This window comes from Thermostichus sp. MS-CIW-25 (assembly GCF_054060015.1).
Genome location: NZ_JBSSCS010000032.1, coordinates 21778 through 31737, shown reverse-complemented (window position 1 = coordinate 31737; position 9960 = coordinate 21778). Strand labels below are relative to the sequence as shown.

Genomic DNA, 9960 nt, shown 5'->3' with positions numbered 1-9960 from the left:
CCGGGCTTGTTTTGTTCTCTGGTAGAGCAGAGCAGGCCCAGGGCTACTGAAAGCCCGCTCCGTACCGCTTAGCGGTCGGAGCCGGGTAGTTTACTTGGCCCTGGTGATCATCGATATGCAGCGAGATTTCCTGGAGCCGGGCGGCTTTGGGGAAATGTTGGGCAACGATGTCACCCAACTGGGATCCATTGTGTCCACCCTGAAGGGGCTGCTGGACTTTTTTCGTCAAAAGGGCTTAACCGTCATTCATACCCTAGAGGGTCATCAGCCAGATCTCTCCGATTGCCCGCCCAGCAAGCGCAAACGCGGCAAGGGATCCCTGACCATTGGGGACGAAGGCCCTATGGGGCGGATTTTGATTCGGGGAGAGCCGGGCAACACCATCATCCCTGAGCTTGCTCCGCTTGCGGGAGAGATCGTCATCCCCAAACCCGGCAAAGGGGCTTTCTACGCCACCGAGCTGCAAGAAATCTTGCAAAAGCGCGGCATCACCCACCTGCTGTTCACCGGGGTAACCACAGAAGTCTGCGTGCAAACCACAATGCGCGAGGCCAATGACCGCGGCTATGAGTGCCTGCTGGTGGAAGATTGCACCGCCAGCTACTTCCCAGAGTTCAAGCAAGCCACCCTGGAGATGATCCGGGCGCAAGGGGGCATCGTCGGCTGGACGAGTTCTGCTCAGAACATCCAAAAAGCGTTATCGGGTTTACAGTGAGTGTGAATAACCCAACAAGCGTGAGGCTGAACCGATGACACTGGCTCAGGAGGCAACTGCCCAAGTCCCCGCCTTTTGCGAAGGGATCCAGTACTTCGGGGATCCCTGGCCGGAATTTGACCGCCTGGGCCAGGCCCCTGCAGTGGATGCCGGCACCGGGAAACTGAGGGATCCCGGCAGTCGCATGGCCGCCTACCAAACCTTGCTCTATGCCGATGCCTTGCGCTACCTCACCCTGCAAATGACCGCCAGCAAAGCCTCAGGCCACCCGGGCGGATTTGCCAGCCAAGCAGAAGCCTATGCAGCTCTGGTGTACCTGGGCCAGAAGAACATCCCCACCGAAGTCGGGCACCACGCGCCGGGCTTTTACGCGGCCATGTTTTTGGATGGATCCCTGGCCGAGATGGGCATCCACACCGTCTCCGACCTACGGGCCCGTTTTCGAGAACGGGAAGGGCTGTTGGGTCACCTATCCGGCTACATTCCCGGGCTGCTGGCACCGGCTGGGCCGCTGGGGCAAGGACAACACTTTGCCATGGCAGGAGCCCTGCTCTATCCAGATCGCCTCTTCCCGGTCACGATTGGGGATGGCGGCCTGGGAGAGCCCTATGTGATGAGCTCCATGATTCACTTCCACACGGCTTTCCCGCAGCGCACCAACTTCCTGCCGGTGCTGGTCTGGAACGGCTACAGCCAAGAGCACCACAGCATGATCTCCACCGCCAGCAACGCCCAGATGGCCCAGTATTGGCGGGGCAACGGCTTTGAGGAAGTGGTGTTGGTGGATGCCAAGGACTTTGACGATGCCCAACAGCCTGGCCCTTACGTCGACAGCACTCAGTTTTCCCTAGAAGCCCGCCTTGCCTTTGCCCAAAGGGTGCTGATCGAAATGGAGCGAGCCATCCAATCAGCCCTGAGCGGACAATTAACGGTTTTCATCCTCAAGCAACTGAAGGGGGCTGGGGTACATGCCAAGGGATCCAAGTCCCACAACCTCTACGGCCACCACACTCTGGATCACCCGGACATTGTGGCGGCTCTGCGGGCGCGGGCCTTACATCCGGCAGCTTGGGCCCTGGTGCGACAAAACTGCCAACGGGCAGCCGGGGGGCCAGCCGCCAAGGTGGCGGTTACAGAGTTCGTTCGGCCTTTGCCGCCTTTGGGATCCCTAAACCTAACGGAGTTTCCCCTAGGGGACAAGCAGGTTTCCACCACGGCCATCGGATCCCTGGTGGTGCAGGTGGGGCAGAAGGATCCCGACTTTTTGGTGGCCAATGCCGACGGCAACGAAGCTTCCGGCATCGCCAATGTGAACCAAGGTCTCAAGGTGATTCACCCCACGGTGGATCCCCTCTACAACCAACAGCCCCAAGGACAAGTCTATGAGCCCCTGAGCGAAGATGCCTGCGCGGGGCTAACGGCGGGCCTAGCCCTCTTCGGCGGACGCTCCCTGTGGTGCTCCTACGAGTCCTTTGCCGTCAACGGCCTACCCATCTGGCAGACGGTAACCCAAGCCATGGCGGAGCTGCGCCGGCCCACCCCCTCGGCCATTGCCCTCTTCACTGCCGGCGCTTTGGAACAGGGGCGCAACGGCTGGACCCACCAACGCCCGGAAATTGAAGCCTACCTGGCGGCCATGATGCGCAACGGCAACGTCTTCCCCCTCTTCCCGCCCGATGCCAACTGTGCCCAAGCTGCCTACGAATGGGCCCTATCCACCTGCAACAAAGGGATCCCTATCATCGCCAGCAAAACCCCCCTGCCCATCCGCACCACCCTCGAACAAGCTCGCCAAGCAGTAGAGCAGGGCTGCACCGTCCTTCAGGAACTTCCTGGATCCCGCACCGTGGTCTTTGCCGTGGTGGGGGATATGATTCTCCTGCCCGTGTTCGAGGCGGCTGAACAGCTCCAAGCCCAAGGGATCGGCTGCAAAATCGTCTCGGTGATTAACCCCCGCCGTCTGTATCGCCCCGGCGACGTGGCTTGGTCCACCTGTGCTCAGCCAGATGGGGAATTCATGTCCGACCAAGAATTTGCCGCTTGGTTTGCCGGCGAGGCCCTCATCGGCGTAACAGGCGGGGCCAGCCTGATGTTGGAGCCTCTGACATTGCGCTACACTGGCCCGCGCGACATTTTTGCCTGGAAACGCGGCGAAACCACCGCCACCCCCGCCGAATTGATGGACTACAACGGCCTGACAGCCCAAGCACTAGCAGAACGAGCCAAGCAACTGCTATGCTGAGGGCGAGCTTTTAGCTTGGTTAGCATTGTCCACCTTATTTTTTCCTATTTTTTCCTATGACTGCGGCTAGCTCTCTCCGAGAGAAGCTTGAGAGGATATCTCCCACCGAGAGGGTAGAGCGAGTTGTTGTCCAACACTTTGCTGTTCCCCTCCTGCATGCGCTTGGCTTTCACGACTTGGAAATTAGATATGAATTCGAGACAGGTTGTGGCCAGGTCGACCTCGCCGCAAGAAAGAACGAAGATCCTGAAGATACTTTCTTTAACTCCCAAAGGAACCCCTACTTGCTTTTGGAGGCAAAATCCAGAGTAGTCAACCTCAAAGAAGGATCTTACTATAGGGATGCAGTTTGTCAAATAGAAAGCTACCTGCTCGGCGAGAACTGCAAATCTGCAAAATGGGGAATTATCACCAATGCAAACAACATCCAGATCTGGAGGAAGCATGGAAAAGTCGTCTACCCTGCTACAGCAAACTTCTCCATTAATCCAGATAACATTGAGAGCATAGTGCGTAACTTGCGAGACAAGATAGAAAACTATGAGCGCGCTCTGACTGTATGCGTGTATAACAATAAAGGGGGCGTAGGCAAAACAACGACGGTCATTAACCTTGCGGCAGCACTAAAAACCAAGGGAAAAAAGGTCTTAGTTGTTGACTTTGATTCTCAGGGTGATCTGACAAGAAGCTTGGGAGCCACTCCTGGAAAAATTACACTGACGCAATGTTTAAAGGATCCCAAAATAGACATCCATGCCATTGTCCAAACATATAGACTCGAATGTAGACTCAAAGGCAAGCAGACTACCCTTCCCATCTTCGACATTATCCCAAGAGACCCTGAGCTGGAGACGTTGACCGACAGCCAGTCGCTAGCATATATCCAAAAGGGAACCCGACGCCTTCGCGATCTGATTGCCCCTCTTCGCAATGAGTATGATTACATCCTAATCGACTGCCCAACTCAATGGCTTTACTTCAGCCAAAGTGGTGTTTTTGCTGCCGATGTTATTTTGATACCTACCCGCCCCGACGATCTGTCTTCCCTGAATAATGCTGCTAGAGTAATCACCAGCTTTGTTCCAGAAACTGCTAAGTCACGACAGGATGGCGGCCCCAGGACTTTGCCTATCTTTTTCAACGGCGTCCCCTCAGAAAGCGAAAGAAGCGAAAACGCTATTAAACGAGCAAATGATGAGATAGAAAAAATTGTCAGCCAAGAGAGAAGCATGAACCTACTTCCATATTTCTGGCCGCATTTTAAGAGAGGTAATGAAAACAAAAGCATTTTTGGGATACCTGACTATGCAGTGATATCCTCTGCAAGCTTTGATCGAAGGCCTGCCGTCTTTAGTCGCAAGAAAGTTTTAGAATACTACCAGAGTCTTGCCCGTGAGTACTTTATCGATGAGTGAGTTTTCAGATCTAGGTAGGTTGGTTAACTTACCCCTTGAGAGCATTACGCCCGCCGATGGGTTTTCTGCTCCCTCCTTCCTTGTTGCCGCAGCCGCAGATCAGCTAAGGGCGACAGGAGGACACAACTGGGTTCCTCTGCTGGTGGTCGAGGCTGGCGACTATCAGTACAAGGCCATTGGTAACCATTTTGTCTATGCAGTTGCTCAAGAAGCGGGACTGGAAAGGCTATGGTGTATCGTTGTCGATCCTGATCCAGAGCAGGTTAAGCAGGCCCAGATTCTCGCCAAAGAAATTGTTCCGAAGGTAAATTTGACCAATACATCGAGAGAGACTATCTTGGCTGCGCTAAGATACCTAGCCGAGCGACCCAGCAGTCCCCTCAAGGGAGTCGATGTAACCATTGCAGCTGCCCGGATTGCAGAGGCGGATAGAAGTTGGTGGCAGGACTTAACCCCCATAACCAAGCTTGGGTGCAAAATTACGCGAGGCAAAAAACTGGATGCCCTATCGGAAGTATTTTTCGTAACTCCTACAGCGTTGCCCCCTACTCTGAAGAAATCATCCAAGAGATCTGCGGCATCCGCTGGCGCGAAGAAAGCGACCTCAACTCGCTCGCGAAAAAAAACAGAGGGAGAGAGCTGAAAGGGATCCCTTCAAAAACATATTCTCCTCTCCACATCACCGAGGCCCGACTCCGCTTGCTGTGGGATGCCTGCCTCAAGCCTCCCTTTGAATGGCTACTGCCACCCCAAACAGCCTTGGCCGCTCTCAACAACAGCCTCCATGGCAGGTATGCTCTGCTTACCTAGGACGACCGGATCCATCTGGAGCTCATGCACAGGATGATCACCAGCATCTTGGAGATCGACCTGACCCAAACCGTCCGGTATTATCTTGACCACAGGGATCCCCCCCTTATCGCCTGGATCCTGGGCCGTGATCAAGCGCTCCAGACCTGTTGAAACCTCATATTGTTCAGGGTCAGGCCCCATTGGGATCCAACGCTGCCACAGATCCGAGGCTTTGTAGCTACAGAGTTTGAGGACTCGATAAATTTATGAGGTCGAAGCTCAACGGCTGGAACCGGTAGGATTGACTTATCTTTGGCCAGTGTCCTGCTAGGAATGGATCATGGCGCTTTACGACCGCGATTTTTATGCCTGGACACAAGAACAAGCCGCGCTGCTGAAATCGGGGCAATGGGATCAATTGGATATTCCCAACTTGGTGGAGGAGATTGAGACTTTGGGCAGGCAAGAACGCCGCGAATTGGTGAATCGGCTAGGGATCCTGGTGGGCCATCTGCTAAAGTGGCAGTTTCAGCCTCAGCAACGAAGCAAAAGTTGGACAGCCACAATCATCGAACAGCGGCAAGAGGTGCAGGAGTTAATTGCGGATAATCCCAGCCTTAAGTCTTATCTGGTTGAAGCAATGAATAAAGCTTATCAAAAGAGCGTCCTGCTGGTGGTTAAAGAAACGCCTCTATCTCTGGACGATCTGCCTGCCCAGTGTCCCTACACGTTGGATCAGGTGATGGATCCCAACTTTTACCCCGAACAGGAGAATTCCCAGTGACGCTAGACCTCGATACTTATGCCCATACTTAAGAAGGCGATGGCACTACATGAACTTTGCTAGCTTTGCTCCTTGTGTTAACTCTGCTGGCCCTAGCAGCTCAATTTTCTCACTCCGATGTTAGATGCTCTCTTCAAAATAATCACTATCAATCTTCTTTACCGGATACAATGAAACTGTAGATACGCCAACGTCGTGCTCAATCATTAGATTTGTTAGTTGTTCGCCGTCAATCAAAACAATCTTACTGCCGATCTGCGAAACGTAGCTGCTAGCGTCTTCAGTAAACCTGGAGGTAGTGATAAAAATACCCTTGTTTGCTCTTTGAGCCTGTAAAGCACCCACAAACTGCATGACATCAGGACGACCTACCGGATTGCTATCCCAACGCTTTGCCTGAATATACACAACATCAAGACCGAGTTTGTCCTCTTTTATGATCCCATCAATTCCACCATCGCCACTCTTGCCAATTGCTTTGCCCGCATCTGCTCGTGAACCTCCATAGCCCATTTTGACCAGCAGTTCCACAACAACCTTTTCGAAGAAGGCAGGCGATACTTTCTTTAGCTTGGCAAGCAGTTCATCGGCCAGTTTGTCACGGAGATTTTCATACGCAGCTTCTAACTGCTCTAATGGTGTCGCTGCCGAAGTCTCTGATAAATCTGATAAAGCTTTTTGTTTGCTTGCCTTGTTGCTGCTTCTTGTGCCTTTGGGCCCCTCAAATTCTCGGAATTCAGGATATTGCCTGAGTAACTCTACATTGATGGTTTTGGGCTGTTTTTCAAGAAGATCTCTTCCGCGGTCAGTAATTTGGTAGAATCCTCTGCGCGTTGTTTCCAGCAGCCCTGCCTTTTTCATATAAGTTGCAGCCCAGCCGACGCGATTGACAAAGGTTGGCTGTACACCGCTCGGCAGCATCTCCCTGAGATCGTCCTCTGTGAGGCCCAGTTCCTTTGCCAGAACTTCAACAGCTTCGCTGGTTGATATTTCGGTTTCTTTACGTGCTGCAAACTGGAGAAGTGGCAACATCAAGCTCTGATAATCGGGAACGGCCATTTGTAGAACCGATGTGAAGACAGGGATCCCAACATGTTTCGCTCATAACTCTACGACAAGCCTCTGCTACAAGCCAGCTAGGGTATCTGTCAGGCTCGGAAACCTCTGACAAGAGTTTGGCATGGATGGCTCAGGCGTGATTTGAACACGCGACCAAGGGCTTATGAGTCCCCTGCTCTACCGCTGAGCTACTGAGCCAGGATAGTGCTTAACTAGAATAGCACTCTTGGGCCGGAACTGCGCCTCAGAAAATCCCCTCAGCCCCCTCTCGGGAGAGAAGCCACAGACATAGCCACGCCTATCGGCAGGTCAGGGCAGCTTCATAAACCCGTCGGTTGGCCGCGAGAGACTTCTCCAAATCCACCAGTGGGCGAGGGTAGTCCACCCCCAATCGGACTCCAAATTGCTTCTGCTCGGCAGCAGTGAGGCGATAGGGCTCGTGGATTTTGTCCCCCGGGATCCCGGCCAATTCCGGCAACCAGTGGCGCAGATAGTCTCCTTTGGGATCGTACTCGCGAGATTGTTTGGGGATGTGGAAGTAGCGGAAGCCGCGGGCATCGTTCCCTACGCCGGCGGTGTAGTTCCAATTGCCGTAGTTGCTGGCCACGTCGTAGTCGATGAGCAGCGACTCAAACCACTCAGCGCCCATGCGCCAGTCGATGCCCAGGTTTTTTGTCAAAAAGCTGGCCACATTCTGCCGTCCCCGGTTGGACATAAACCCAGTAGCCGCCAGCTCCCGCATGTTGGCATCCACCAAGGGGTAGCCCGTCTCACCCCGACACCAAGCCTGGAAGCGCGGCCAATCCTGCTGCCAAGGGATGGGGATCCCTTGGATCCCAGAAGGACGGAACAGTTTGGCGCCGTGCTTGGCCAAGATAAACCGAAAATAATCCCGCCACAGCAGCTCAAACACCAGCCAGTAGGTGGACTCATTGCGCACCCGCTCCTGCTCATAACGCTTGACCTCGGCATAGACGGTGCGAGGGGAGATGCAGCCCAGGGCCAACCAAGCAGAAAGCCGGGAGCTATCGTCGGGATCCAACATGCCGTTGCGGGTTTCTTTGTAGATGCGCAGCCGATCCAGATCCCAAAAGTAGGTTTGCAGGCGGGCATGGGCAGCAGTGCTGCCGCCAAGGTAGGTGAAGCGGGCCCGTGGATCCCCGGCAGGTGGGGATAGCCCCAGCGAGGCCAAAGTAGGCAGAGGGCCGGGATCCAAACCCGATGGCAGGGGGGGGATCGAGGGAATGGGCAAGGGATCCCGGATGGGAGTGCTTTCCTCGACTTGCTTTCGAAAGCGGGTGAACAGCTCCGGCAGTTGCGAGAGACAAAAGGGGAGATCCTCAGGGTGATAGAGGGTGTGGCCCCAATCGACCTGCAACGGGATCCCCAGAGACCGCAAAGCCCGCTCAACAGCAGCCGCCACCTCCTTCTCCTCGGTGCCCACCTCTTCATGGGCATAGACCGCCTCGACCCCCCACTCCTGTGCCAAGGTGGGGATCACCTGTTCTGGCTGTCCCTGGCGGATCACCAAATCCGAGCCGCGCGACCGCAACTGCTGCCGCAAATCCGCCAAACTCTCCAGCAAAAACTGACCGCGGAAAGGGCCGGTTCTGGGGCGGAGCCCAAGGGAAGTCTCGCCGAACTGGCGGGGATCCAAGCAATACAAGGGGATCAAAGGGGATCCCTGTTGGCAGGCCCGCGTCAGCGGCTGGTGATCCAGCAGGCGCAAGTCGGTGCGAAACCACAGCAGGACGGTCATTCTGCAGCTACCCTACACGGATCCCGCGGACTCAGACTTGGACACCCGAACCCCAGCTGGACGCCCCAGCTCAGGGCTGGGAACAAAATGAGGCACATCGGCAGCCGGGATGTGAACAGGGGCCTTGGTGCGCGGATGATAGGTTTGCCGGGCGGGACGATGGCGCAGCGAGAACGTGCCAAAGCGAGCCAGCCGCACGGATCCCCCCTGGGCCAGGCATTGGCTAATGCTGTCCAGCATAGCCTCCAGAGCAGCAGCAGCCATCTCCACCGTCAGGCCATCCACCTGTGCAGCCATTTGGCGGGCCAGCAAACGGCGATTTAAGTGGGGAGGAGAAGCCACCGACTGACCCTCTAGACAACAGCAACACAAACAGGGGCTTAGAGCACCTCCAGTTCACTCTCGAAAAACCAATGTCGAGAGCGATCGGGAAACTCCAGAATGTAGCCGACACCGCTGCCATCGACCACACGCCGTGCCAGCACCACAGCCTCTTTGCCCACCAGAGCGCTGAGGTTTTCTTGTCCGCGATCCTGGACAGAGCGAACTTTGACCTTATTTCCAACCTTGATCGCCATAAAACCGCGAAGAGACTTACCACTCAAGATGGTACGGCAAAAGTCCCCTTGCCGAGCTCCTGCCGCACCTCTGCTGGGGTTGACCCCGATGGGATTGCTAGAATGGGGTCAGAGTGCCGTGCCCCAGGGAAGACTGCCTCCGTGATTGCCCTCTCCCTCAAACCCGCCCACTGCTCCTGGAGCGTTATCAGCTTTCCCTCCACCCTCTACACCCAGCCCGTCCTCGATCTCTTGATCTCAAAAGTTCCTCCCGCCTGGAGAGCAGAAGTACGTTTGGGCTTACAGGAAGCGATCATCAATGCCGTCCGCCACGGCAACGGCCTCGATCCCAACAAGAAAGTGATCATCGAGTACGCCAGCTCCGAACCCTTTTACCAATGGCTGGTGCGGGATCAAGGGCCCGGCTTTCGTCCCCAATGCAAGCTCCACCTCTGCCAACACGGCATCTCGGAAACTGAAGAAGAGGACTCCGTCCCGCTGTCGCGATCGGGCCGGGGGATGCTTCTGCTCACCCAAATCTTCGACTTTGTGGAGTGGAATGAAATGGGCAACCAGGTCTATCTGGCCAAGTACATCCACCCCAACTGCCGGGATCCCTGGATAGTCTGACCCTCCC

Annotated in this window: 10 protein-coding genes and 1 tRNA gene; 6 read left to right on the top strand and 5 right to left on the bottom strand. The window is 55.2% G+C overall.

The window, feature by feature from the left end; translation table 11 throughout:
- The first annotated feature begins 94 nt into the window (after positions 1 to 94).
- The 5 genes from ACVWZ1_RS11150 to ACVWZ1_RS11130 all read left to right on the top strand — a co-directional run bounded on the left by ACVWZ1_RS11150 (position 95) and on the right by ACVWZ1_RS11130 (position 5948).
- Positions 95 to 715, top strand: a complete 621-nt coding sequence (locus tag ACVWZ1_RS11150; RefSeq protein ID WP_457503387.1) for a cysteine hydrolase family protein — start codon at positions 95 to 97, stop codon at positions 713 to 715.
- Between the two features lie 34 nt (positions 716 to 749).
- Positions 750 to 2957: a phosphoketolase family protein gene (locus ACVWZ1_RS11145; protein ID WP_457503386.1), complete on the top strand. Its 2208-nt coding sequence runs from the start codon at positions 750 to 752 to the stop codon at positions 2955 to 2957.
- Positions 2958 to 3013: 56 nt separating this feature from the next.
- The gene (locus ACVWZ1_RS11140; RefSeq protein WP_457503385.1) at positions 3014 to 4372 is read left to right on the top strand and encodes an AAA family ATPase; all 1359 of its coding nucleotides are present in this window, start codon (positions 3014 to 3016) and stop codon (positions 4370 to 4372) included.
- Complete coding sequence (locus ACVWZ1_RS11135; RefSeq protein ID WP_414384042.1) at positions 4365 to 5015, top strand: Rho termination factor; 651 nt, start codon at positions 4365 to 4367, stop codon at positions 5013 to 5015. Before ACVWZ1_RS11140 ends, ACVWZ1_RS11135 begins: the two co-directional genes overlap by 8 nt.
- A 489-nt stretch (positions 5016 to 5504) precedes the next feature.
- Positions 5505 to 5948 (top strand): DUF29 domain-containing protein, encoded by a 444-nt coding sequence (locus ACVWZ1_RS11130; protein ID WP_457503383.1) that lies wholly within the window; start codon positions 5505 to 5507, stop codon positions 5946 to 5948.
- Positions 5949 to 6068: 120 nt separating this feature from the next.
- Here ACVWZ1_RS11130 and ACVWZ1_RS11125 read toward each other — a convergent pair whose 3' ends face one another.
- From ACVWZ1_RS11125 to petP, 5 genes are all read right to left on the bottom strand, one after another.
- Positions 6069 to 7007 carry a restriction endonuclease gene (locus ACVWZ1_RS11125; protein ID WP_457503382.1) on the bottom strand — a complete coding sequence of 313 codons (939 nt, stop codon included), beginning with the start codon at positions 7005 to 7007 and terminating at the stop codon, positions 6069 to 6071.
- A 126-nt stretch (positions 7008 to 7133) separates the two neighbouring features.
- Positions 7134 to 7205: transfer RNA gene (locus tag ACVWZ1_RS11120), tRNA-Met, on the bottom strand.
- 100 nt (positions 7206 to 7305) lie between these two features.
- Positions 7306 to 8766: a DASH family cryptochrome gene (locus tag ACVWZ1_RS11115; RefSeq protein WP_457503380.1), complete on the bottom strand. Its 1461-nt coding sequence runs from the start codon at positions 8764 to 8766 to the stop codon at positions 7306 to 7308.
- Positions 8767 to 8778: 12 nt separating this feature from the next.
- A complete protein-coding gene (locus ACVWZ1_RS11110) occupies positions 8779 to 9108 on the bottom strand; it encodes an HU family DNA-binding protein (protein WP_457482530.1) in 330 nt (109 codons plus the stop codon).
- A 38-nt stretch (positions 9109 to 9146) separates the two neighbouring features.
- Positions 9147 to 9344 carry a cytochrome b6f subunit PetP gene (petP, locus tag ACVWZ1_RS11105; protein ID WP_041436278.1) on the bottom strand — a complete coding sequence of 66 codons (198 nt, stop codon included), beginning with the start codon at positions 9342 to 9344 and terminating at the stop codon, positions 9147 to 9149.
- Positions 9345 to 9485: 141 nt separating this feature from the next.
- On the opposite strand from petP, the gene ACVWZ1_RS11100 reads away from it, so the two are divergent.
- The gene (locus tag ACVWZ1_RS11100; RefSeq protein ID WP_414407895.1) at positions 9486 to 9953 is read left to right on the top strand and encodes an ATP-binding protein; all 468 of its coding nucleotides are present in this window, start codon (positions 9486 to 9488) and stop codon (positions 9951 to 9953) included.
- The last annotated feature ends 7 nt before the right edge of the window (positions 9954 to 9960 follow it).